Here is a 23107-nt window from a genome sequence, read left to right as displayed (position 1 = left end):
AAGTCGCCATTTGACAGGGTTCGGGCTGATCTCTGCCAACACGCCGGCCAGTTTCTAAGTCGCCATTTGACAGGGTTCGGGCTGATCTCTGCCAACACGCCGGCCAGTTTCTAAGTCGCCATTTGACAGGGTTCGGACTGATCTCGAACAGATCACAGCAGCCACAAAGAGGCATCATTGCACAGGGTTCGAGCTGCTCTCAGGTAAAGCATCCCGGCCAGTTTCTGACGGGAACAGCCTCAACTGTTTAATAAAATGTTACAGGATGGATTTACAAGCGGCAGTATGTTTAGCATATTGATACGCGGATACCAATTCTTTGCCGGTTCAAGGAGTGAACATGAGTGACCTGACCCTGGCCCAGTGGCAACACAAGGCCGCCCATCTGACCCTGCCCTCCCAAGCCTTCATCGACGGCAGCTACCGGGATGCCATCAATGGCGCCACCTTCGACTGCATCAACCCGGCCAACGGCAAGCTGCTGACCAAGGTCGCCGCCTGCGATGCCGCCGATGCCGAGCTGGCGGTGCAGGCCGCCCGCGCCGCCTTCGATGACAAACGCTGGAGCGGGCTGGCCCCGAAACAGCGCAAGCTGATCATGCAGCGCTTCGCCGACCTGATGCGCCTCAACAAAGTGGAGCTGGCACTGCTGGAGTCGCTGGACATGGGCAAGCCCATCGGTGATGCCATGGGGTATGACGCCCCCGCCGCCGCCAACTGCATCGCCTGGAACGCCGAGGCCATCGACAAGATCTACGATCAGGTCGCGCCGGTGGAAGAGTCCGCCCTGGCGCTGGTGACCCGCGAGGCCCTCGGCGTGGTCGCCGCCATTGTGCCCTGGAATTTCCCGCTGGTGATGGCCTGCTGGAAGCTGGGCCCGGCGCTGGCGACCGGCAACTCGGTCATCCTCAAGCCCTCCGAGAAATCCCCCCTCACCGCCCTGCGCATCGCAGGTATCGCGAAAGAGGCGGGCATTCCTGACGGTGTCTTCAACGTGTTGCCGGGCTTTGGCCATACAGTGGGCGAGGCGCTGGCCATGCACATGGACGTGGATTGCATCACCTTCACCGGCTCCACCAAGATCGGCAAACATCTGGTGGAGTGCTCCGGCAAGTCCAACCTCAAGCGCGCCTTTATGGAGTGTGGTGGCAAGAGCCCCAACATCATACTGGCGGATGCGCTGGATCTGGACGCCGCCGCCAAGAGCGCGGCCGCCGCCATCTTCTACAACCAGGGTGAGGTCTGTACCGCCGCCTCCCGCCTGCTGGTGCAAAACAGCATCAAGCCGCAATTTATGGAACGGTTGCTGGCCCATGCCCGCGAGTGGATTGCGGCCAACCCGATCGACCCCGCCACCCGCATCGGCGCCATGGTGGATAACATCCAGATGGAGCAGGTGCTGCGCTACATAGATATCGGTCAGCAGGAAGGAGCCAAGCTGCTGCTGGGGGGCAAACGCACCAATATGGAGAGCGGTGGCTTCTACATCGAGCCCACCATCTTCGACGAGGTGACGCCCGAGATGCGCATCTTCCGCGAGGAGATCTTCGGCCCTGTGCTGGCGGTGACCGGCTTCGATACGCTGGAGGAGGCGATCGCCCTTGGCAACGACACCGACTACGGACTGGCGGCGGCTATCTGGACCGCTGACCTCAACAAGGCGATCAAGGGCTCCCGCGCCCTGCGTGCCGGCACCGTCTTCGTCAACAACTGGGATGGCGGCGACATGACGATGCCGTTCGGCGGCTTCAAGCAATCCGGCAACGGCCGCGACAAGTCACTACACGCCCTAGAGAAGTACACCGAGCTGAAAAGCACCTGGATCCAGCTCGAATAGCATCAGAAATGACGCTCATTCGTGAAATAGGGGGAGAAATCCTCCTTTTTCATTTTTGCCCTTTCATCGCCCGCCTCAATCGATATAATCGTCAAATAGACAAGCCCTTAAATATAAAGATAAAAATGCTATTTTTTCTGGGAAGTGTACTGTTTCTGGTGATAGGACTGCCCCTGCTGTTCTACCTCTTGGGGCAGGGTGAGGCCTATGTGACTTGGGGTCCGTGGATCTCCGCCATCGCACTCATGCTGTGGTTGCTGGTGGACGTCGAGAAGATCCGTCGTGGGCGTTGATCACTCCCACTCATTATCAACCAGTTGATCGGCAACCTGTTTTTGCAAACCCAAGTTCAATGGTGTCAGCCTCATCTTCAATCCAAATGGCCGGAATACCTGATCGACCGTCTTCATTGAAGGAGTGGCAGTATTGCGTTCGATTGCTGACAAGGTGCGTCGACTGATGCCAATTAGACTGGCATAGCCCTCCTGATCCATCCCTAGCATCTCTTTGCGCAACTTGCGTAGCAGGTCGCCTTCGTGGATGACGCCACGATGCAACTTGACCAACAGTTCACGCAGCAGCTCCTCACGCTCCTCTATAGATAGTTTTTTCATCCTCATGCCCCCCACTGCTCAATCCAGACTGTCAGCCTTTCATCGAGCGTATTGAAATTGAATGTCGGCATAGTCAGGATGGAAACGGGTACTCCACGTCGAGCCAAGCGTTCCGGTAACCCCTTGAGCCTTAGTGCCAGCTCGGTCAAGGATGCCAACAAGACGTCAGGCTCAACCCGGTGTGACAGACGTTGCGCAATGGCTACCCAATCAAACTGCCCTCCCTCTTCGAGCCCCAACCCCCACTGTGTCGTGCGACGGATCCCCTCTGGATCGGCTTTCATGGGGGCAAAGTCGTAGACTGGCGCGAGCCAGATCCCCTCGTCGCTCTTGAGCAATGCCGTATTGCGGCCATGGTTGTCCGAATTTCCAAAGACCACGTTGAGCAAGTCGCGTCTGACCCACTCGATCACAAATGCAGAGCCGTTAAAACGAGTGTTACGCTGTCGGGCCTCACCCTCCAGCATGGGCAGCAAGGTATCGAGAATATCCAGATGGTTAAGGTCCGAGCCTGGAGCTGCGTCCATCACGCTGTAGACAGATTCCACTCCGAAGCGAACCAATTTTTGCTCCTGCACCGCTACATCAAAGCGGGGAAGCCACAACGAAGGGTATTTGCTCCCTTCGTCAAGACGCATGCCATGAATCGGAATCGTATCGATCCCCAAGGCATTAAGTTCTTGATAATAGTGATACTCAGCTCTGAGGATATCCTGGTCAATGGCGCTGCGATTGTTACGCGGGAACTTGACCAGATAGAAATCATCCAGGCAGTAGGGATCATCCTGAAAAGTGTCTATCCACACCTCCTGATTGCGATTTTGCCGCAACAACAGCTTGGGAGCCTCTCCACCGGCCCCAGTCGCACCACCGCTGGCGGCCCCCATCTGCTGGGCATATTCCAGAAAGTCGGTATCACGTTCCAATACCATCGCCACAGGGAAGCGCAGTTGCGTGACCTGGCTCTGCTCGGGTATCTGAGCCGCGACTCTCTCTACAGCCTCCTTGATGCGCAAGTTTCCGATCGGAGCAATAGTACCGAGAGCCAGAAGGGTACGGTCTTGTCCCTCTTCACCCAAATGTCCGATGTCGAGCTGCCTGACCCAGTAACGGCGCGCACTACCCGCTGGCATAATGTCATCGAGAAAACGAAACCAGCCACCATCATGAGGGATCATCAGCTCAATGGGGTACCTCAAGGCACAGGCGTGCCATCCCTGTGTCTGATGCAGATATTCAAGGGCATAATCAAACTCATAGGCGAGCCGGGCCGAGCGCTTCCCTCCCTCATTCAGCCGCAAACGGGCTGCATCGCACCACCCCTTTTCACCATAAATCTGGATAGTCAGTTCCATCACACCTCGCCATGTGAATTATTTTGCTCAAAATTATGACGCCTTTTATATTATGAGAATTATATTACTCAAAACATAGATCCTTCAGTTTTTTTGAGCAAAATAATTCACATAAAAACATGGTTCTTTGATCCCGCTACGGTACTCGTTACACTCATTGCCTTGTGATCTCCATCACCCCCCAACAAGCCATAAGGCAACATTCACGCATGCAGCAACAAGCTCAGCGTCAGGGCATCATCTATGCCTTGTGCGCCTATACCCTTTGGGGTCTCGCCCCCATCTATTTCAAAACCCTTTCCGCCGTACCGGCTGCCGAAATCCTGACCCACCGCATGATTTGGTCCTGTGTCCTGCTGATGGTGCTGACCCTGCTCGGGCGCCAGTGGCACAAGGTGCAGGCCGTGCTGCACCAGCCAAAAGTGCTGCTCACCCTGGCCTTCACTTCGGTCACCGTCGGCGGCAACTGGCTGCTCTTTATCTGGGCCATCAACAACGGCCACATGCTGGATGCGAGCCTCGGCTACTACATCAATCCGCTGTTCAACGTGCTGCTCGGCATGCTGTTTCTGAGCGAACAGCTGCGTCGCCTGCAGTGGTGGGCCGTGGGACTGGCGGTGATCGGTGTCGCCGTCCAGCTCATCGCCTTCGGCTCCCTGCCCTGGATAGCCCTGGTACTGGCCTCGAGCTTTGCCATCTACGGCCTCATTCGCAAGAAGCTGGCCCTCGATGCCCTCACCGGCCTGCTGATCGAAACCATGATCATGCTGCCGCCGGCCGCCATCTACCTGTGGGGATTTGCCGACAGCCCCACCAGCCATATGACGGAGAACGACTGGCACCTCAATCTGTTGCTGATCGCCGCCGGAGCCGTCACCACGGCGCCCCTGCTCTGCTTCACCGCAGCCGCCACCCGTCTCAAGCTCTCCACCCTGGGTTTCTTCCAGTACATAGGCCCCAGCCTGATGTTCATACTGGCGGTGACCTTGTACGGGGAAGCGCTGACACCGGACAAGCTGATCACCTTCGGCTGCATCTGGAGTGCGCTTGTGCTGTTCAGCCTGGACGGACTGCGCAGCGGCAAGCGGCGTCGGGCTGCCAGTCAGGGTTGACGGCATGGCGCGTCGACACTGCAATAATCTACAAGCCAATATTCAGGTTTCAGGTTATCAATAGCCGATGAGCGCTCCCCAATCCCGCATCCACTACTGGCAATCCCGGCTGCTGCCGGGGGTTGAACTCTCCCACTCCCACCACAGGGAGTTCAGCTATGGCCGCCACGTTCACCTGGACTATCACATTGGTCTGGTGCAGCAGGGCGGCCAGAAATTCATCCACAAGGGCAGCAGCCACAATCTGGTGCGCGGCGAGCTCTCCACCGTCAACCCGGACGAGATGCACGACGGCCTCAGCCTGCTGCCGGAAGGGTACGAAGTGCGAGTATTTGCCATCGCACCCGAACAGCTGGCGCGCTGGCTGCCGGACAGCCCCGAGCCCTTCTTCGACAAGGGCTTGCAGAGCCGTCCCGACCTCTATCAGGGCTTCGCCCGGCTGCACATGTATCTGGACGGTCCCGAGCCAGACGGCCTGCTGGCGGAGAGTCAGCTGCTGGCCCTGCTCGGCGAGCTGTTGCACATAGCGCCGGAGCGCCACGCCCTGGCGGACCCCCAACTCAGATACCTGCGCGACTATCTGCTGGCCCGACTGGATGAGCGCCACAGCCTGGAGGATCTGGCCGCCCTGTTCGGGCTGGATCGCTTCGCCTTCCTGCGTCAGTTCAAGAAAAAGACAGGCATGACCCCCTATGCCTGGCTCAAGCGACTGAGACTGGAGCAGGGCAAGCGCCTGCTCGGCAGCGGCCTGCCGGTGAGCGAGGTGGCGCTGGCGGTCGGCTTCTTCGATCAGAGCCACTTCCACCACGGTTTCCGGCAGGCATTCGGGCTGACTCCCGCCGATTACCGCCAACAGATGCAGTCTTTTACGGGCCAGCCCGGCTAGCCAGGGCCATGACAGCCCAGCCCGGTCGATGACCGGCAGCAGATGCAATCTTTTACAATCGCCTCCCCGCCCTGATCCCCCATGCTGTCACCTCATACCGTCATCGAGGTTTCACCATGTTCACCAGCCTGTTTCTGACCATAGGTCTCATCCACCTGATCGCCCTGGCGAGCCCTGGGCCGGACTTCGCGCTGATCTTGCGTACCAGCCTGCACAGGCCCACAGCACTGGGGGCGGCGCTCGGCATAGCACTCGCCATCTTGCTGCACGCCACCCTCAGCCTGACCGGCATCAGCCTGCTGATCGCCGAACATCCCTGGCTCTTCATGGCGGTGAAGGTGGTCGGCGCCCTCTATCTGGGCTGGCTCGGTTGGGGGGCACTCAAGGCCGCCTGGCACAGCTCGGCAACACTGGCGCTCAAGGCTGGCGGTGAGCAGCAAGGCTGGCGCAAGGGGATAGGGAGCGGGCTTGCCACCAATCTGCTCAATCCCAAGGCGCTGCTGTTCTTCATGGGACTGCTGGCGGCCATGGTGACGCCGCAGGTGGACGGCCTGACGCGCGGCCTGCTGGTGCTGGAGCTGTTCCTACTCTCTCTGGTCTGGTTCGGCGTGCTGGCCTGGAGCCTCTCCACCCCGCGGGCCCAGCGCCTGCTTGGCCGGATCCAGCGCCCGCTCAATCTGGTCACGGGTCTGCTGTTCGGCGCCGTCAGCCTCTCCATCCTGACCGGCATGGCTGGCGAGGCCTATGCCCTGGTCCCGCACTGATCTCCTCCCGGCCCCATGAAAAAGAGGGATGGCCTGAGCCATCCCTCTTTCGTTCACACGGATAAAGACCCGCGTGGCAATCTGGTTCACACCGGGCACCACCGACTGTGGTGCTTGATGGCCAGGCTTATCCCGTCAGAACCACTGACCGTGGCGCTTGATGTAGATGGTCTTGATCGCCTGGGTCAGCCCCATGTAGGCCAGCATGGTGATCACCAGCCACATGAAGTACCTGGGCGCCTCAAGGGTGATGAAGCCGAAGTGCTCCGCCACTGGCGAGAACGGCAGGTAGCAGCCGATGGCGATGGCGATGGAGGTCGACAACAGCACCGGCAGGGTGGCCGTACTCTGCAGGAAGGGGATCTTGCGGGTCCGCAGCATGTGCACCACCAGCGTCTGGGAGACCAGCCCCTCGATGAACCAGCCCGAGTTCATGATGGCCTGACCGTTGACCAGGGGATCCATGCTGCCGTTGGCGGTGGCATACATGGCGCCGGCTCCGAACACGAACCACATCAGGCAGAAGGTGCTGATGTCGAACACCGAGGAGGTCGGGCCGAGCCAGAGCATGAAGCGCTTGATGTTGTTGGCTTCCCACTTACGCGGGCGCTTGAGGAACTCGGGATCCATCTTGTCCCAGGGCAGCAGCATCTGGGAGACGTCATACACCAGGTTCTGGATCAGCATCTGCATCGCCAGCATGGGCGCCCAGGGCAGCCAGGCGGAGGCGACCAGCACGGAGAAGACGTTGCCGAAGTTGGAACTGGCGGTCATGTTGAGGTACTTGAGGATGTTGCCGAAGGTCTCGCGTCCCTTGACCACCCCCTCTTCCAGCACCATCAGGCTCTTCTCCAGCAAGATGATGTCGGCCGTCTCCTTGGCGATGTCGGCACCGCTGTCCACCGAGATCCCCACGTCCGCATCCCGCAGCGCCGGGGCGTCGTTGATGCCGTCACCGAGGAAACCGACCGTGTTGCCGTTGGCCTGCAACGCCTTCACCACCCGCGACTTCTGCAGCGGAGTGAGCTTGGCGAAGATGGTGGTGTGCTTGACGACTGTGCACAGGGCCACGTCGTCCATCACCTCTATGTCCTTGCCGAGCAGCGGCACCCCCGGGTTCAGCCCCACATCGCGACACACCTTGCTGGTGATGATGGGGTTGTCGCCGGTCAGCACCTTGACCGCCACACCGTAGTCGTTCAGCGCACGGATGGCCGGGGCGGCCGAATCCTTGGGCGGATCGAAGAAAGTGAGGAAGCCGCGCACCACCAGTCCGGCCTCGTCACTGGTGCGGTAGCTCTGCTTGCACTCGGCAGCCGGGATATCGCGGGTCGCCACTATCAGCACCCGATAGCCGTCGGCGTTGTACTCCTCGCTGCGGCGCAGCAGGGCACGGCGCTCAATCTCATCCAGCTCGCGGATCTGCTTGCCGTCGTCGATGTGGCTGGAGACGGAGAGCATCTCCTCGACCGCCCCCTTGGAGACCATCAACTGCTGGCCCAGATCGTCCTGCACTATTACCGACAGGCGACGACGCACGAAGTCGAACGGCAGCTCATCCACCTTGCTGTAGTTGCCCGGCTTGCAGCTGTCACCCAGCACATCGGCGTGCTCGATCACGGCTATGTCCATCAGGTTCTTCATGCCGCTCTGATGATAACTGTTGAGCCAGGCCAGCTGCAGGATCCTGTCGTCCCGGCTGCCGCGCACGTCGTAGTGGTGCTCCAGGATGATCTTGTCCTGGGTCAGGGTGCCCGTCTTGTCGGTGCAGAGCACGTCCATGGCACCAAAGTTCTGCACCGAGTTGAGCCGCTTGACCACCACCTTGCGTTTGGCCATGGCCACGGCGCCCCGCGCCAGGTTGGCGGAGACTATCATGGGCAGCATCTCCGGGGTCAGCCCCACCGCCACCGCCAGCGCGAAGGTCAGCGCCGACATCCAGTCACCGCTGCTGACGCCGCTCAGCATGAAGACCACGGGCACCATCACCAGCATGAAGCGGATCAGCAGCCGGGTGACGCTGTTCACGCCCCGATCGAAGCTGGTTTCGATGCGCTTGTGGCTCACCACGTTGCGGGCCAGCGAACCGAAGTAGGTGTCGCTGCCGGTCGCCACCACCACCGCCTTGGCGGTGCCGCTCACCACGTTGGTGCCCATGAAGCAGATGTTGGGCAGGTCGAGCAGACCCACCTCCCCCGTGCTGCTGCCGTCCGCCGACTTCTCGGCCACGGCTCCCAGTGTGTCGTACTTCTCCACCGGCAGGGCCTCGCCGGTCAGCACCGCCTGGCTGATGAAGAGATCGCGGGATTCGATCAGCTTGATGTCGGCCGGGATCATGTCCCCCGCCTGCAGGTGCACTATGTCACCGGCCACCAGCTCGACCATCGCCACCTCCTTGCGCAGGGAGGGGGCTCCCGGCGAAGGGCGGCGCTGCACGGTGGCGGTGTTGCGCACCAGCGACTTGAGGGTTTCGGCCGCCTTGGCCGAGCGGTACTCCTGCCAGAAGCGGAGCAGGCCGCTCAGGCTGACCATGACGCCGAGGATGATCACCTTGACCCAATCCTCGTCACCCGGCTCGGCCATCAGCACGTCCATCACGTAGCTGACCAGCCCGAGCACGATCAGCACCATCACGAAGGGGTTTTTGAACGCCTGCATCAGCTGGATCAGCGGATGGGGCGGCTTGTCGTGGGTCACCTCGTTGGGGCCGAACTGGACCAGACGGTTGGCCGCCTCGGTCGAGGTCAGGCCGTCGATATTGCCGCGCACGGCAGTGAGGGTGTATTCGAGGGACTTGTCGGCCTCGTCGAGCACCCGTGAGGAGAGCTTCTCGTTGGCACGGCCCGGGGAGACGAATCCCTTTTGCTTGTGCCGGCTGGCGGTATGTTGTTGCTTCATAACTCTTTATCCTGATTTTCGCTTGCAGCAAGGCCCTGTCGCGGGCCAAGCCAGGCGTCAGTTCTGATGTGAGACAGGCAATGGGCCCCCGGTTGGCGCAGGCGCAGCATGGCTGCCGCCAGACGGCATGTCTGTCGGGCAAGCTTGCCAGCAGGTAGGGGCTATCAGGGATCAGGACTCCGCATCCTGTTACCCGCAGGGGATCAGGCGTGGGGAGGCGTGGACCCCGAGGGTCGAGGCTTGGGCTCTTCGGTCATACGATATCCTCCGAGTGGGGTGGAGAGAGGGCCGGGCGCGGCCACTGACAGCCAGATACACTGTCGTTGGCGAGCATGACACGCGGGTCTGTATTATCGGCGGACGAGTCCGGTGATCCCGCAACCAGGGCGGCATACACCCATAAAGGAAATAAGGATAACGACAGCTTGAAATAACTGGATGCCGGGCAGGGAATAATGTCAGCGATGCCGGGCGGGTGAAGATAACGGAGAAAACCGCGCCCCATGGAAATATTACGGCGCAACCTTTGCCACGACCGGAATATATTAAGCAATCACGTCAATTATTTTATTTTGCAACCTGTCCTATCGAAAACGAATCTGTTTTCAATATGGTATTGTCCATCTTGTTATTTTACGCTCGATCACTTCCCGGCCACGGTACGGATGCACGGTTCCGACGCTGTGGCGGCCCTGACGGGCAGCACCCGGGGCGCATGATGAAGCGTTCAATTGCAGGGTCGCGAAGCGGCATGGCTCGCAGGTGAGCGGAACAATCCAGATTTACAACGACAATCCCCGATGAAGGCCGGGATTAAGCGGTTGTGAGAGTCGAAGGTGACTCATATAGATGCTGCACTCTATGCTGCACTCTGAGCAATCAGAGTGAGGGGGAAGAAAGGATATCAACCTCAGCTCTGGCAAGCCCACATCGCGATTTGCAATCGGCTACAACTGTCGCTTTCCATAATATCCTTCCATCTGTTGATAACACGCCGAGATTCTACCCAAAAGTATTCGAGGGCGCAAAATTTAAATTCATCTTTTTCCATTTAATTAGCTTCACACTCGTCACACCTTTATTTCCAACCCCTGAAATAGATTCATACTCATTTCGCCATGGGCCCTTGCCAGGAATTGATCTGGATGGGGTTTTGCTTTCATTTTCCGCCACAGGCGCGGATCCGCGCTGGAATCGGACTCAATGTGGGAATAGGATGCACGGCTTCCACTCACACATGACGCACAGGAAACAACAAGATGAATCGAAAATGGTCGCTCCCCATCGTGGTACTCGCGGGGGGAGCGTTACTCTGGCTCGGCAACACCTTTGGTATGAAATGGGCCCTGATGGCCCTGATCGGATTCGGCTTCGGCTTCACCCTCTCCTTCAGCCGCTTCGGCATCGTGTTCGGTTGGCGCGAAATGCTGACCAAGCGCAACAGCTACTATGTGCGGGTTCACCTGCTCACCATCGCCATCGAAATTCTGCTGTTCACCTGCTTCCTCTCCTTTAGCCACGCCCTGTTTGGCGACGCCATGGTGGGCAACGTGATGGCCATCGGCATTCCCTTCATCGTCGGCGCCTTCCTGTTCGGCATCGGCATGCAGCGGGCGTCTGCGCCACCGGCACCCTCTACTGCTGCGGCGAGGGGCAACCCCGCTTCTGGCTGGTGCTGATTTGCTACGGTATCGGCACCCTGATCAGTAACCAGTTCCGCCCCGAGCTGGAGGCTACCTTCTCCAGTCATGTGGTGCTGGCCAAGGATCTGACCGGCGATCTCTGGAGCGGCATGCTGCTCAACCTGGCGCTGGTCGCCGTGCTCTTCCTGCTGTTTCGCAACAGCGAACTCAAACGCACCGGCGAGCTCAAGCCCCTCTTCAGCGGTGGCAACCTGTTCTGGCGCGACGGCCGCTTCACCGTGCTGACCGGCGGCATCCTCATCGCCCTGCTCAACTCCTCCGTGGTCGCCCTGCACGGCTCGGCCTGGACCATCACGGGCGCCGTCTATGACATGGCGCTGCGCGGCGCCTCTTTGTTCGGCCTGTTCGAGGGGAACCCGAAACTGGCCCAACCGCTCTTTATCAACCCCATGGTCGGCATGTTCTGGCTGGGGATCCTGGGGGCCATGCTGGCGCGCTGCATCAGCGGTGGCGGCAACTTCGCCCCGATGCGGCTCGGCAACAGCCTGGCATCCATCCTGGGCGGCCTGCTGATGGGGATGGGCGCCATGTACAGCGCCTGCAACCTGGGTGGCTTCTTCGATGGCACGGCGTCGGGCAGCCTGCACGGCTGGGTCTGGATGCTGATGGCCCTGGCCGGCAGCTTGATCGGCATTCGCCTGCGGCCGCTGTTCAAGCTCTAATGAAGTAACGGGATGGCGCACAAGTGCGCCATCCCGTTGAAATACCTTTCCTTATGTCCCGGCCTGATGGCTGCGGAGCGGGCGTCATACCACCAGCTCTCTCCTTTACTTCAGCCCAGCGCCCTGATCAGCAGCAGGATTGCGAAGCCGGTGAACATCACGGCCGACAACCGGTTGATACCTCTGGCGAAACGCTCGCCATACCCCTGCAAGCCCACCCAGCGAAACACCAGACAGTAGCCGCCGTGTACCACCAGCACAACGGCACTGAAGGTCAGCGCCAGCAGCATGCACTGGCCCAGCGCTCCCTGATGAAAATCGATGAACTGGGGAAACAGGCTGGTGAAGAAGATGATCGCCTTGGGATTGAGCAGGCTGATGAGCGCCCCCTTGGCGAAACTGCGGCCGCAATCCCGATCGGTCGAGGCCCCGACGACCGGGCCGACCGCGCGCTGGCGCCAGGAGTTCACCCCCAGATAGAGCAGATAGAGGGCGCCCCCCAGGGTCAGGATCTGCTGTCCCTCGGCCAACCAGCCGGTAAACCAGAGCACAGCCAGCGAGGCCAGGGTCGCCACCAGCAGGATCCCCACCGCCACCCCGACAAAACCGGCGATGGCGTGGCGGGTCCCCTGGGTCAGGGTGTTGCCTATGGTGTAGATCACCGCAGGCCCGGGGCTGAGCACAGTCCCCACGGCGAGCAGCAGGTAGAGGGCGTGATATTCGAGACTCATCACAGGGCATTCCATGGTCGGTGTGGTGCCGCCCAGTATATTGACAGTCGCTTCGCCAGCCAGACATAGTGGCGCTCGGCTTTATAAACCAGGAGTTTAGAGTGGACCGTCTGACCGCCATCGAGATCTTCGTCGAGGTCGCCCGCGCGGGCAGCTTCAGTGCCGTCGCTGAGAGATTCGAGATGACGCCGGCCATGATAGGCAAGTACATCAAGTGGCTGGAGGCCAGGGTCGGATCCCGTCTGCTCAATCGCAACACCCGCCGCCAGAGCCTGACCGAGGCGGGCATAGAGTACCTCGGCGGTTGCCAGAACCTGTTGCAGCACTATCGGGAACTGGAGCAGAACACCCGGGCCCACACAGGTCAGGCGGCGGGCAAGATCCGCATCAATGCCCCCATCACCTTCGGCAGCTATCGGCTGACCCCCTTGCTGTGCCGCTTCATGGCGCAGTATCCACGGATCCGCATCGAACTGGATCTCTGCGATCGGCTGGTCGATGTGATTGGCGACGGTTTTGACCTCATCTTTCGGGTCGGCACTCCCAAGGATGCCGCCTATATCGCCCGCCCACTGACCAGCTCAACCTCTGTGTTCTGCGCCTCGCCGCGCTATTTGCAACGCCACGGCACCCCCATGGCGCTGGCGGACCTGGCCCGCCATCAGTGCCTGGGTTTCACCCCCTGGCTGACGCAGTCGAGCCTGGCCGAGGAGTTTCCTCTCGAACACCTGCACCTGTGGGACAGCCAGTTCATCAGCAACCATGGCAGCGCCCTCAAGGTAGCCGCGATCAACCATGCGGGCATAGTGCTGCAACCCAGGGCCCTGCTGACTCAGGAGCTGGAAAGCGGCGTCCTGCTGGAAATACTGCCGGATGCTCTACCTGCCCCTCGCCCTGTCAATATGCTCTATCCCGCCCGAGAACCCATGCCGCTGCGGCTTCGACTGCTGATCGACTACCTCAGCGAGCAGCGCCATGAACTGGATCAGCCCGCTCAAGAGGGAGACCAGGCCGGTTACTCCCCGCGCTGCTTCACCTTGCGCAGATAGACATAACCCTCACCCGGGCTGCCCCAGCGCTGATGGGCCTCGTTGTCGTAGGCGCGATCCAGCAATCTGACGCTGTCGGGACCGACCCAGAGATATTGCACCAGTGTGCTGGCCCCGCCGAAGTTGGTGGCGCAGCTGCCGACCTTGCTGTGGCCTGCATACTCCCCCGAGGGTTGACGGCTCAGCCAGACCTCGCAGCCCTGGCGCAGGGAGAGCTGTTGCGGGGTAAGGGAGTCAAGCAGTCCGGGGTCGCGCCAGGCACCGGCAAAGTCGACGGCTCTGGGCATGGTCAGTTCGGCCATCAGGATGCGGCCGTCGGGCACGGGAGAAAAACGGTAGATACGCTGACGGAACGGGCGCACCGAGCGCTCGGTCAGGAACTGCTCGGCATAGACCCAGCGAAAGCCTTGATAACCGGGCCAAATCTCCACCAGCCGCAGCTCGGCGCTGGTGAAACGAGTGTCATAGCCGGCCTGCTCGCGACTGGAAAACTCGCCGGTAAACCAGGAGAGCAGCGGCTCCATGCCGACCCGAGTCGTTGTCGCACTGGCCGCTGACGGGCCGGTCGGAATGGCGACAAAAGGTGTGGGTGCCGCCCATACCAGACTGGTGCAGAGCAGCCCGCACAGGGCCGCCATCAGCGTGACCATCGAATCCATCCGAATCATTTTCATGGCGGCGATTATATGAGCGAATGGCCGCAATAACCTCAACCTTGATCAAATCCTTACCAATCCACTGAAAAATCACAGTGTTAGCGAAAGAAGCTGACGGCGGATACGCAACAAGGATGAGAGGGCAGCCAGTAAGCCACTGAAACAAGCCACCCCGGATCATCAATCTCGCGAGCAACCTCTACCGCGGACAGCATGTTGCAATCCCCCCCCCAGCTTGGGTGATTGCCGACAAGGCGGCTTCATACGAAGCTTTCTTTTATCCAAGAAGAACAAAGGCCACATCCAGGTAACGCCACCTTACTGCCGGTCTGTTTAAGCCCGGTGAAAAGTAGGTGGTCAGGAAAACAGGTGCATCCAGTGATGGGGTAACAGGCCGGCCATCAGGGAATAACTGGTTTGCAGACATCTTGAGCTGTCGCACAAGCAGGTGGCCTCAAGGGCTTGGGGCGCGTCCCCATCACGGGGAACACGATGGATAATGGGAAGAAAAAATGAAGGATCAGGCAGCAACCGTGCTCTGCTTTGAGCATGCCACCATAGCCAGAGATTGCATGGACACACTCCAGGTGCTGGGGTTTAACGTGATACCCATGACCTATTCGCCAGAGGTGTTTACCAAGCTGCCGTTTCTCGCCTTCGATTATCTCTTCAGCATCAACTTCAACCCTTTCCTTTCTCAAGCAGCCGAAGCTTTGCGCAAGCCCTACATTGCATGGGTGGTAGACACCCCTTGCTATGGCCTGTATCAGGAGGCGATCTGCAACCCCCTATCTTTCACGTTTGTCTACGACCTGGCCGTGGCAAGCAGACTCAAGGAGCGCAGCCAGGGCAACGTCTATTACCTGCCGGTAGCGGTGAACGAGCAGCGCTTGATCCCCGCAGAGCGCGGCTATGATCACGATGTCTCCTTCATCGCCAACTTGACCCCTTCGGAATATCAGACCCACATCAGGCCACGACTAGCCGCTGGGCAACTGCAAATACTGGAAGACTTGATTGCACAACTCGATGCGCAATCAGCGTGCGTTTCCCTGACCGAACAACTCACTAAGGCTCATCTGAAGATCGTGAAGGAGGTGTACCCGCTCAGCGGGCTCGCCTACCTGAGCGAACAGGAAAAACTGGTCTATCTGCTGGGGCGCGAGCACTCCTATCGGGAGAGGGTGGCCGCTATCCGGGCACTGGAGGCTCGGTTTGAGCGAGTAGCCGTGTACGGAAACGAAGAGTGGGCGACACGCACCGACGCCTACTGCGGACACGCCGAACATTACGAGATGATGCCGCGCCTCTTTCAACGCAGCAGGATCAACCTCAATCTGATCCGCAGCTTCGTCGAGTCGGGTCTGCCCATGCGGGTGTTCGACATACTGGGAGCGGGTGGGTTCATGGTGACTAATGACAAGGAGGATCTGCATCACCTCTTTGCCCCGGGCAAGGATCTGGTGATCTTCCGCGACGAGCAGGACCTTCTGGAGATCTGCCGCTATTACCTGAGCCACGAGGAAGAACGCGCCGCCATCGCCGCCCATGGGCAACTGACGGTACTGACTCACCACACCTATCGATCACGCCTGGTCACTCTGTTCCAGACAGTACAAAGTGCCCTGCAGGCCACACCGCACCTTGAAGCCCAGGCGTATTCAAACAACTGACAGCAGTTCTGAAACCCGGCGCAGTGTGAGCAAATTTGACCATGCCATATCGGCACTTGAGGGGGGATGAATGTTTTGGCGTCTCAGAAAGCGGCAGCCGCAGCCTCTCTTCCACAGACCCGGACTGATGTAGTGCTGTGGTGTGTATCGATTCGGCCTGTCGCTGAACCGCGCCGGCCTTGATGGGATATGTCAGTGAAGCGCGCAGTCACCGGGGTGTACGGCCAGATGAGAGAATCATCATCCCCGCTTTCGCGGGAATGATGATGTTATGCCTGATTTTCGCAACCGGACCAGATTGGCCCAAAGACCTAAAACGCAGTGCTTACTTGAATTTCGACTGGGCTTCGGCCAGACCAGTCTTCAGGTCGCTCCACATCTTGTCAGCAGTCAACTTGACCTGCTCCCAGGATTCACCGCTTGCCTTGCCGAGCTCATCCATCTTGTCGGAGGCTGCGTGCTGTTTGGCACGCAAAGCCTGGATCTCCTTCGCCCGTTTGACTTTCAGGTCGGCCGAGATATTTTCCATTTTGGCTTCCAGCAGATTGATCTGACTGCTCCACTCATTGAGCTGAGCATTCAACTTTTCCTTGTATGCCTTTTGCACTTCCATGGTGTTCTCCTTGGGTGCTGATGAGCGATGGCGTTATTGGACAGCCGTGACAACGAGCTGGTTAACGACACCCTTGACGCCGCTGATGGCCATCGCACGGGCACTGGCCTTGTCGCTGTTGATTCGCGAATCGACAGTACCGGTCAGAGTGACCATACCCTGGACAGTGTTGACACTGATGTCCATTGACTTCAAACCAGGCTCGCTGAGGAACTCGGCTTTGACCTTGGCCGTCACTTCGGTGTCATTCCAGGACTGGGCACTTTTGGCAGTTTGCTCAGTCATCTTGTCTTCATACTTGTCGACGGTTGCATCGACTTTCTCGCCAGTCTCGCTGGCGGCGTCATCAATTTTCTTGCCGGCCTGTTCGGCCGACCCTGGCTGGTCGCATCCGCTCACCCCGAGTGTGAGGAGCAGCGAGATGGCGATGAGGATAGCTTTGCTTTGTATCATGTGGTGGTTTCTCCGGTGCTAGGTTGCCTAGATCTTGCCGAGCAAGACCAGGATGAGCAGTATGGTCAGCACCAGTCCAATGGCGCCGCTTGGGCCGTAACCCCAGCCTCGGCTGTGCGGCCAGCTTGGAATGACGCCGATCAACAACAAGACAAGAACGATCAGCAGAATGGTTCCCATGGTCATTTCTTTCTCCTAAATGTTGCATATTGGATGACATAAACGACCCATGCCGTGGTGATGGTGCTCCGGATACGGGGTCTGGTCTGTTCTCCAACGCACAGACAACCCCTTCGATATGGCGGAGCGAGAGCGGTTCGCTGATGAAATCGACCACCTGGATGCTGCAAAGCCAGCCCGACATCTGACGTTCGTCGACCATGATCCTGCTGGCTCAGCTGACAATCCGTCTTCTTGGTCAGTTCATTGGCACCCCTGCAGCCCGCGTCGCGGCTGCATCAGCAAGGTTATTGACCCGGTGCAACACCAAGCGGCCGGAGGCGACGGGCTCACTCTGCAAGGAGTCTGCAAACGCATTCCCTTGATGGGCCATACCGCTTCTGTTACCCACAACATCTTCTGCATCCGCCCACACTCACAGCGTCAAACCATGACACTGCACCGGACAAGGGGATCCGGGCTGGGTGATGGATGCCCGCGAAAGCCCGGACAGCACCCACAAGGATGAGCCCATCACCGCCGAGGAGATGGAGACGATGATCGACCAGTGGGCTGCCAGCCGCACCGCTGCCTTTGACATGGCCGCACAGCCCTTGCTGGACGGGTGCGCGACACGTAGCCGAGTCCGCCGTCTCGCCATCAGTAGTGAAACCGGCTGCCGATTTCTGCTTTTCTCCCCCGCATTCTGGCAGTTAGGATGACCCTCCCGTGACTGCATCCTCATAGAAAAGGAACCACTATGAATCGCCACCCCTGCATCAAACACTGGCGCGAGCTGCAAGAGCAGACGCCGCGCTACTACTCCGGCAGTCAGGAGCCGCTTTCCCGCGGCTGCGCCCTCGGCAAGCACTTTGGCTTTAGCCGGATTGGCATTCACCACGAGATTGTCGAACCCGGTCACCGCACCAGCTGGCCCCACGCCGAAAAGACCGAGGACGAGTTCGTCCACGTATTGGAAGGGACGCCGGATGTTTGGCTCGATGGCGTACTCTATCGGCTGCAACCGGGCGACTCGGTTGGCTTCAAGGCCGGTGACGGGCTGTCCCACGCCTTTATCAACAACACCGAAGAGACTGTTCGGCTGCTCTGTATCGGTGACACGGATCGGGAGGACAACCGTATCCACTACGCCGTGCATCCCGAGCGCAATATCACCCTCGGCAAGTTGCACTGGGACGATGTCCCCGAGCGCGAGCTGGGTGATCATGACGGCCTGCCGGACAAGCTGCGCGACAGTAACGGCCCTTTCTGATCCGGCGCTCATACCGGAATGACCCAGCGCTGGCGACTATCCTTGATGCGGATCTCAATCAGGAGGAGTTGATCATGACGACGGGAACAGTACGACTGCACAGGGTGCTCAAGGCGCCGCCGATGCGGGTCTATCGGGCCTTTATCGAGGCGGATGCGCTGGCCAAGTGGCTGCCGCCCCACGGCTTCACCTGCCAGGTGGAGCATCTGGAGGCTCGGGTTGGCGGCTCGTTTCGGATGTCATTCTGCAATTTTGCCAGCGGGCATGCCCACGCCTTTGGCGGCGAGTACCTCGAGCTCGAACCCGGCAAGCGCATCCGCTACACCGACAGCTTCGACGACCCCAACCTGCCAGGGGTGATGCAGGTGACCATCAGCCTGACCGGGGTGCTTTGCGGCACCGAGCTTGCCATCGAGCAGGCCGGGATCCCCGAGGTCATACCGGTGGAGATGTGCTATCTCGGCTGGCAGGAGTCCCTGACCCAGCTGGCCGCCCTGGTCGAACCCGAGATCCCGCCGGGCTGAGTGGTGCCCACGCAAGAGCCTGCCAGCTGGCAGGCTTTTTTATTGCTAGCGGCCTAGGTGCGCCCGGCCGCCATCCGGGCTCAGCGGCCGAGAGCGTTGTCCAGCGGGAAGGCGAAGAGATCGCGGCGATAGGTCTCGACCACCAGGCTGAACGGCACGCCATCACCCCGTGAGAGGATGGCGCTATGCTGCAGCACCCGCTCGGGGATCGCCAGCGGCTGGTCACTGCTGGTGAGGGTGGGCATCTGCATCTCCCAACCGGCCGGCAGGGGCGCCCACAGCAGGGTGGAAGAGAGGGTACGGCGGCTGAAGTTCAGCGCCTTGACGGCCAGGCCAAACGGGGTATCGCTGGTGTCGAGGAGCCGGTTCATCTCCGGTGTGAGGCGGCTTTGCACGTACCAGTTGTCCGCTTCGGAGAAGACATGATCGCCGCAGGCGAGCTGTACCCGGCGATAGCCGACGGGCTCATCGGCCGCGATCTTGAGCTGCTCGCGGACGGCAGCGTCGGCCGGTTTGCGGGTACGCTGATCACGCAGGGCGCGGATACGCGGCTCACCGGCCATCCGGTGGTCGGCGCACCAGTTTTGCAGGGTGACGGTGGCGCTCGGGTTGCTGAGCAGGGTAGCATTGAGGGTCTGCAGCAGCGCCTGCGCCTTGAGACGGGTGACGGGGGTGTCGGGCCAGCTGGCAGCAACGCTTTCCTGCGCCTGCACGGCGCCATGGCACAGCAAGGCCGCCAACATAATTACTCGAATCTTCATGTTTTTATTACCCTTTCTACTTTGACGCTGGATTGTAACCGCGCGAGAGCCGAAGACCGCGCCTTTATGCCCAGAGCCGTCGCCAGCGGCCATGCCGACAGATCTGTCTTCCCCCCGTTTGCGGATAAAAAAGTCTGCCAGCGGGCAGACTGTTTCGTACCTGAGTGCGGCTTATTGCAGCTTGATGGCGCCCAGGTAATCCCCCTTGCCGAGATCGACCCCGGCCCGGCGCAGCAGGGCATAGGTCATGGTGAGGTGGAAATAGAAGTTGGGGATGGCGTACTCATGCACGCAGGTATGGCCATCCATCCCCTTGCCGCCCGCCCAGTGGGGGACGTAGCGACCGCTCTCGAACTGGCTGAAATCGGCATCCAGCTTGCTCTGCAAAAAGGCGATGGTCTTGGCAATATGGGCGCGCAGATCCGCCATCGTCCTTGGCTCATCCCCCATCACGGGCTGCTCGCCATGGCTGGCGGTGGCGACACAGGTACGGGCCGAATCGCAGCAGATCAGCACCTGTTTGCTGAGTGGCAGCATGTCGACGATCAGCCGGTCGCCGAAGAAGTTCTCCACATTGAACTGCTTCGCCTCGGCATGGGCGGCGGCCTTGGCCAGGCACTGGTCGAGGTTGGTCAGCATCTTGATAAACTGGGCAGCAATATCACGGTTCATGGTGCGTTCTCGGTTGGTTGAAGGCAGTTAAACGAGCGGCATCACTATAGCGCATCCCCCTGCAGTATCACCCCCACCCCACGACCGCCGCGACAAGGTATGCCCATCGACAGGAAGCTGCATATTGGGACACCCATCTTTTACCTATCACCAACCTGGCTAAGGCTTACTCGGAAAGATGGGTGTCCCAGATTTACTCGAGGTTGCCGGCACCCTGAGTCCTTCTTTGGCTCTTTTTTGATCTGTAACATGCATCACGCTTTTTCAGGGGCGTAGGCTGATCCCGCAGCCCGGGCATCCAACCGGGTACAACACAAGAAAAGGAGAGTGCCATGAAAATCTATGACCGAAACCGCAATGCGCTGAAGCTGGGTCAGCGCGTCATGATTGCCGCCACTGGCGCAGTCGATGTTCTGAAAGAGGCCCACACCGACAACATGACCCCTTACCAAGCCGAGCATGAGAAGTGTGTACTGCTGGCAAACACTCAAGAGCGTTACGCGCCCATCGAGTTGATTAGACTAGGCTGATCCCTTTCCCTGTCACCCTACTCTTTACAATTCACCCGACCACCGCGCCCTGTCGGTGGCCGGGTTTCTGAGTTCCCCTCTCTGTTTTATCCACCCATCTATTGGATCGTCTCAAGCCGGTTTGAGTTGCCATGTAGGTTCGATTAGCGAAGCGTAATCGGACGATCGAGTAATCGGACGATCGCGTAATGGAACATCCACGTCATCACGGCCCGCAAGCAGATCGAACTGGGGCGAGGCTATGCTTGGCTTTTCGGCAGAAGCGAGGGGAAGGACATGGCCAACTGGCGGCGGGCATGGTGGCCCGGCGGAACCTGGTTCTTTACCGTCAACCTGCTGGAGCGGCGCAACAACCGATTACTGGTGGAGCAGATCGACCTGCTGCGTCTCAGCGTTGCCACGGTGCAACAGGCTCACCCTTTCGCCATCCACGCCTGGGTGGTACTCCCCGACCATCTCCACTGCATTCTCTCTTTGCCGGAGGGGGACACCGATTTTCCCCTGCGTTGGCGGCTGATCAAAAGCCACTTTTCCCGCGCCTTGCCGGTTAACGAACGACGCAGCCAGACCCGCTTGCGCCACGGGGAACGGGGCATCTGGCAACGCCATTATTGGGAACACCTGATCCGGGATGAGCAGGATTACCGCCGCCATATGGATTACGTCCATATCAACCCGCTCAAGCATGGTCATGTCACCCGGGTGGCCGATTGGCCGTATTCCACCTTCCATCGTTATGTGGCGAGTGGAGTCTATTCGCAGGATTGGTGCGGGCCAGGGAATGGGGTATTGCAGGGATTGGAGTAAACCTCTCAAGGATTGTTCCGTTGTAAGCGTCCGATTACGCGATCGTCCGATTACGCTTCGCTAATCGAACCTACGACACCTATTGGTGTCGTGGCAAATAGCCGCTTGCCGAGATGGCGGATCAGCAGCAGAGACGGCAGCAGCGTGAGCAGCAACCAGTGGGTATAGGGCAGGATAAATGACCAGATGATTTCGTGAGGCAGCCAGGTCGAGGCGGTCGCCGTCATAAAGGCGAGGTCATAGGTTTGCCACAACCAGAGTCCGGCAAAGAGCGGCAGCAACAGCGGGCATGGTGTCAGCAAAAACAGGGGCAAGAAAGCACAAGCGAGCACAACGCTGAACTCCAGCATGGTCGGGGCCAGTTCGGCAAAGGTATGCCCTGAAGAGAGGCCACTCCATTCGAGGGACGTATCCTCGGTCAGTGCAGGCCACCAGGATGCGTATTGAAACAGGGTGAACGAGATCATAAACAGCAGGCTGGTCAGCAGCGCCAGCGCTGTTTTTCGCAAAAACCAGCGCCCCAACCTGCGCAGTGTCAGCATCCATTTAGACATTAATGACTCCCATCTGGTGACGGGGCAGTATGCCGCGGTTCGCAGCACAGTCAAAGTGCCGCACTATGCCGGTTAATTGTCGGAATATTGAATCCCGTCACACCGGCTGCGGTTTGAATGGTTGCCCGGCAACCAAGCCCCATGCGAACCTTTAAATCCAGTTAACCCACTAAAAACAAACACTATGTTCAGGCAAATAATGATGGGGGCCGCCCTGCTGTCGGCGGCGCTGCTTTCCGGTTGTGCTTCCGTCCCCATGGCCGATGCCACTGCGGATGCCCAGGCCAAGCAGTTTGTGGCCCCCAAAGATGCGGCCAACCTCTATATCTATCGCAACGAGACCTTCGGCACTGCCGTCAAAATGCCTGTGCTGGTGGATGGCTTTGCCGTAGGCGATACGGTGGCCCACAGCTATATCCTCAAGCAGGTGACGCCGGGCAGCCACACCATCACCTCAAAGTCGGAGAACGATGCCACCCTGACCCTCAGCACCGAGGCGGGCAAAAACTACTACGTCTGGCAGGAGGTCAAGATGGGCCTGCTGATGGCCCGCTCCAAGCTGAGTCAGGTGAGTGAGGAGGAGGGCAAGAAAGGGGTGATGGAGAGCAAGTTGATCAAGTGATTGGATAGCAACCCAGCCATCGGGGATGGCTGAGGGGCGGCGGGGAATAAGGTGGGTGTCCCAGTTTCTTACACTAAAGTAGCGTAAACAAGACACCGGTTTGAGGCCGGTGTCAGGTGATTACTAGGGAAGGTGCGAACAAGTCCCTGATATGAGATCATGTTTGTCATCTGGAGCCATGGAACAGGGTTCATCATGA

The 23107-nt window shown here is 59.5% G+C and carries 23 protein-coding genes and 2 pseudogenes; 14 read left to right on the top strand and 11 right to left on the bottom strand.

The window, feature by feature from the left end; all coding sequences use genetic code 11:
- Positions 1-340 precede the first annotated feature (340 nt).
- Both OKC28_RS18900 and OKC28_RS18895 read left to right on the top strand, forming a co-directional pair.
- Positions 341-1837: an aldehyde dehydrogenase gene (locus OKC28_RS18900; protein WP_212539966.1), complete on the top strand. Its 1497-nt coding sequence runs from the start codon at positions 341-343 to the stop codon at positions 1835-1837.
- Between the two features lie 125 nt (positions 1838-1962).
- On the top strand, positions 1963-2130 hold the full coding sequence (locus tag OKC28_RS18895) for a hypothetical protein (protein WP_193557867.1): 168 nt from the start codon (positions 1963-1965) through the stop codon (positions 2128-2130).
- Here OKC28_RS18895 and OKC28_RS18890 read toward each other — a convergent pair whose 3' ends face one another.
- Positions 2131-2451: a helix-turn-helix transcriptional regulator gene (locus OKC28_RS18890; RefSeq protein WP_034523574.1), complete on the bottom strand. Its 321-nt coding sequence runs from the start codon at positions 2449-2451 to the stop codon at positions 2131-2133. It abuts the gene before it with no gap.
- Positions 2452-2453: 2 nt separating this feature from the next.
- Positions 2454-3806, bottom strand: a complete 1353-nt coding sequence (locus OKC28_RS18885; RefSeq protein WP_021138673.1) for a type II toxin-antitoxin system HipA family toxin — start codon at positions 3804-3806, stop codon at positions 2454-2456.
- Positions 3807-4015: 209 nt separating this feature from the next.
- Between OKC28_RS18885 and rarD the strand changes: the two genes are divergently transcribed.
- The 3 genes from rarD (at position 4016) to OKC28_RS18870 (ending at position 6568) form a co-directional block, all read left to right on the top strand.
- A complete protein-coding gene (gene rarD, locus OKC28_RS18880) occupies positions 4016-4918 on the top strand; it encodes an EamA family transporter RarD (protein WP_256686190.1) in 903 nt (300 codons plus the stop codon).
- A 67-nt stretch (positions 4919-4985) separates the two neighbouring features.
- Positions 4986-5804, top strand: a complete 819-nt coding sequence (locus OKC28_RS18875; protein WP_058395615.1) for an AraC family transcriptional regulator — start codon at positions 4986-4988, stop codon at positions 5802-5804.
- 116 nt (positions 5805-5920) lie between these two features.
- A complete protein-coding gene (locus tag OKC28_RS18870) occupies positions 5921-6568 on the top strand; it encodes a LysE family translocator (protein ID WP_005319980.1) in 648 nt (215 codons plus the stop codon).
- A 135-nt stretch (positions 6569-6703) separates the two neighbouring features.
- On the opposite strand, the gene mgtA is transcribed toward OKC28_RS18870, so the two are convergent.
- On the bottom strand, positions 6704-9466 hold the full coding sequence (gene mgtA / locus OKC28_RS18865) for a magnesium-translocating P-type ATPase (protein ID WP_270690885.1): 2763 nt from the start codon (positions 9464-9466) through the stop codon (positions 6704-6706).
- Between the two features lie 1334 nt (positions 9467-10800).
- Here mgtA and OKC28_RS18860 point away from each other — a divergent pair.
- A pseudogene (locus OKC28_RS18860) lies at positions 10801-11831 on the top strand (YeeE/YedE thiosulfate transporter family protein).
- 110 nt (positions 11832-11941) lie between these two features.
- On the opposite strand, the gene OKC28_RS18855 reads toward OKC28_RS18860, so the two are convergent.
- On the bottom strand, positions 11942-12562 hold the full coding sequence (locus tag OKC28_RS18855; protein WP_256686195.1) for a LysE family translocator: 621 nt from the start codon (positions 12560-12562) through the stop codon (positions 11942-11944).
- Positions 12563-12663: 101 nt separating this feature from the next.
- Here OKC28_RS18855 and OKC28_RS18850 point away from each other — a divergent pair, with 101 nt between their 5' ends.
- Positions 12664-13611: a LysR family transcriptional regulator gene (locus OKC28_RS18850; RefSeq protein ID WP_125600823.1), complete on the top strand. Its 948-nt coding sequence runs from the start codon at positions 12664-12666 to the stop codon at positions 13609-13611.
- Here OKC28_RS18850 and OKC28_RS18845 read toward each other — a convergent pair.
- Positions 13578-14261, bottom strand: a complete 684-nt coding sequence (locus tag OKC28_RS18845; protein ID WP_192873390.1) for a chromophore lyase CpcT/CpeT — start codon at positions 14259-14261, stop codon at positions 13578-13580. The genes OKC28_RS18850 and OKC28_RS18845 overlap by 34 nt on opposite strands.
- Before the next feature lie 518 nt (positions 14262-14779).
- On the opposite strand from OKC28_RS18845, the gene OKC28_RS18840 reads away from it, so the two are divergent.
- Positions 14780-15940, top strand: coding sequence for a CgeB family protein (locus tag OKC28_RS18840; protein ID WP_256686198.1), 1161 nt, complete (start codon positions 14780-14782; stop codon positions 15938-15940).
- A gap of 325 nt (positions 15941-16265) precedes the next feature.
- On the opposite strand, the gene OKC28_RS18835 is transcribed toward OKC28_RS18840, so the two are convergent.
- From OKC28_RS18835 to OKC28_RS18825, 3 genes are read right to left on the bottom strand one after another with little or no spacing between them, the layout of a single operon-like run.
- Positions 16266-16553 carry a hypothetical protein gene (locus OKC28_RS18835; RefSeq protein ID WP_005320000.1) on the bottom strand — a complete coding sequence of 96 codons (288 nt, stop codon included), beginning with the start codon at positions 16551-16553 and terminating at the stop codon, positions 16266-16268.
- A 33-nt stretch (positions 16554-16586) separates the two neighbouring features.
- Positions 16587-17006, bottom strand: a complete 420-nt coding sequence (locus OKC28_RS18830; protein ID WP_005320002.1) for a BON domain-containing protein — start codon at positions 17004-17006, stop codon at positions 16587-16589.
- Positions 17007-17033: 27 nt separating this feature from the next.
- Positions 17034-17192 (bottom strand): DUF3309 family protein, encoded by a 159-nt coding sequence (locus OKC28_RS18825; RefSeq protein WP_005320005.1) that lies wholly within the window; start codon positions 17190-17192, stop codon positions 17034-17036.
- A 458-nt stretch (positions 17193-17650) separates the two neighbouring features.
- Between OKC28_RS18825 and OKC28_RS18820 the strand changes: the two are divergent.
- The 3 genes and pseudogenes from OKC28_RS18820 to OKC28_RS18810 form a co-directional block, all read left to right on the top strand.
- A pseudogene (locus tag OKC28_RS18820) lies at positions 17651-17749 on the top strand (DUF3313 domain-containing protein); the annotation flags it as partial.
- A gap of 176 nt (positions 17750-17925) precedes the next feature.
- Positions 17926-18438 carry a cupin domain-containing protein gene (locus OKC28_RS18815; RefSeq protein WP_021138684.1) on the top strand — a complete coding sequence of 171 codons (513 nt, stop codon included), beginning with the start codon at positions 17926-17928 and terminating at the stop codon, positions 18436-18438.
- Between the two features lie 74 nt (positions 18439-18512).
- Positions 18513-18962: an SRPBCC family protein gene (locus OKC28_RS18810; protein ID WP_270690876.1), complete on the top strand. Its 450-nt coding sequence runs from the start codon at positions 18513-18515 to the stop codon at positions 18960-18962.
- A gap of 80 nt (positions 18963-19042) precedes the next feature.
- On the opposite strand, the gene OKC28_RS18805 is transcribed toward OKC28_RS18810, so the two are convergent.
- A complete protein-coding gene (locus tag OKC28_RS18805) occupies positions 19043-19708 on the bottom strand; it encodes a hypothetical protein (RefSeq protein WP_322740378.1) in 666 nt (221 codons plus the stop codon).
- A 186-nt stretch (positions 19709-19894) separates the two neighbouring features.
- Entirely contained in the window at positions 19895-20395 is a 501-nt protein-coding gene (locus OKC28_RS18800) for a DUF1993 domain-containing protein (protein WP_270690873.1), read from the bottom strand.
- A gap of 332 nt (positions 20396-20727) precedes the next feature.
- Here OKC28_RS18800 and ydfZ point away from each other — a divergent pair, with 332 nt between their 5' ends.
- Positions 20728-20925: a putative selenium delivery protein YdfZ gene (gene ydfZ / locus OKC28_RS18795; RefSeq protein WP_103472658.1), complete on the top strand. Its 198-nt coding sequence runs from the start codon at positions 20728-20730 to the stop codon at positions 20923-20925.
- Between the two features lie 276 nt (positions 20926-21201).
- Complete coding sequence (locus tag OKC28_RS18790; RefSeq protein ID WP_131730387.1) at positions 21202-21732, top strand: REP-associated tyrosine transposase; 531 nt, start codon at positions 21202-21204, stop codon at positions 21730-21732.
- Positions 21733-21782: 50 nt separating this feature from the next.
- Here the strand turns inward: OKC28_RS18790 and OKC28_RS18785 are convergent, their stop codons facing one another.
- On the bottom strand, positions 21783-22286 hold the full coding sequence (locus tag OKC28_RS18785; protein WP_270690866.1) for a hypothetical protein: 504 nt from the start codon (positions 22284-22286) through the stop codon (positions 21783-21785).
- 184 nt (positions 22287-22470) lie between these two features.
- Here OKC28_RS18785 and OKC28_RS18780 point away from each other — a divergent pair, with 184 nt between their 5' ends.
- On the top strand, positions 22471-22908 hold the full coding sequence (locus tag OKC28_RS18780; protein WP_270690864.1) for a DUF2846 domain-containing protein: 438 nt from the start codon (positions 22471-22473) through the stop codon (positions 22906-22908).
- Positions 22909-23107 lie beyond the last annotated feature (199 nt).

This window comes from Aeromonas sp. D3 (assembly GCF_027705025.1).
Taxonomy (GTDB): domain Bacteria; phylum Pseudomonadota; class Gammaproteobacteria; order Enterobacterales; family Aeromonadaceae; genus Aeromonas; species Aeromonas salmonicida.
This window is presented reverse-complemented; position numbering and strand designations above follow the sequence as displayed.